The organism is Paraburkholderia sp. NMBU_R16 (assembly GCF_013282575.1).
Taxonomy (GTDB): domain Bacteria; phylum Pseudomonadota; class Gammaproteobacteria; order Burkholderiales; family Burkholderiaceae; genus Trinickia.
On record NZ_JAAAYE010000235.1, the window covers coordinates 1 to 910 of the forward strand.

2 pseudogenes are annotated in these 910 nt (G+C 60.3%); both read right to left on the bottom strand.

Annotation, left to right across the window (positions count from 1 at the left end):
• Positions 1 to 165 (bottom strand): annotated as a pseudogene (locus GWC77_RS29880) (transposase DNA-binding-containing protein); the annotation flags it as partial.
• 169 nt (positions 166 to 334) lie between these two features.
• A pseudogene (locus GWC77_RS28035) lies at positions 335 to 828 on the bottom strand (IS3 family transposase); the annotation flags it as partial.
• Positions 829 to 910: the final 82 nt, after the last annotated feature.

A 910-nucleotide genomic window follows, 5' to 3' on the forward strand; every position in this document is an offset into this window, starting at 1 on the left:
CGTGTCCTGAAGACAGAGCACGACGCGATGCGTTTGCATCCGCTTTTGCGTCTGCTGCCAATGCGGCTCCAGAATCGCATGCCACTGGACCTTCTCGTTATCGAAAAAGCGGTACGCCGCTATCGTTTCGCCCCAACCGTGGCATGCCTGAGGCACACTGGCGGAAGTTGCCCCGCTTCGACGGACAGATCTGCAGTAGCGATCGATGTGCGATTTAACCTCCGTTAAGCGGTAAGTCGTGGGTTGTCCACGGGCGGGCGGCGGGTCGCCTTTCACGACCACGACGCCGCCCGGTGGTGGACAACCCGCACGGGGACACGATTTTATTTTGCATGTGCTCGTCTTCGAATTCGAGCGGTGAACGGTAGCCGATGCTGCTGTGCAGGCGGCGCAGGTTGTACCAGCCCTCGAGGAACCAGAACAGACGCCCGCGTGCCTGTTCGTGTGTATCGAAGCGCTCGCGCATGAGCAGCTCCGATTCAAGCGTGCCGAAGAAGGATTCGCACATCGCGTTGTCATAGCAATCGCCGGCGGTGCCCATAGACGGCTGCACGCCCGCCTCGCGACAGCGCCGTCCGAAGGCAATCGACGTATATTGACAGCCCTGATCGGAATGCAGAATGACCCCGCGAGCGCGACGTTGCGCGAGCGCCATATCGAGCGCACGCAGCATCAGTTCCGTGTACAGGTGATTGGACATCGCCCAGCCTACAACGCGGCGGCTGAACACATCGAGCACCACAGCCAGATAGAGAAATCCCTCGCCGGTCGGGATGTAGGTGGTGTCACTGACCGGCATATTCGAGCCATTCCGGGATCGGCGTAATCGAGCCACCGGATGATCGCCGTAATCGAGCCAGTGCATGATCGGCACAATCGGGCCACTCGATGATCGGCGTATTGGAGCCAC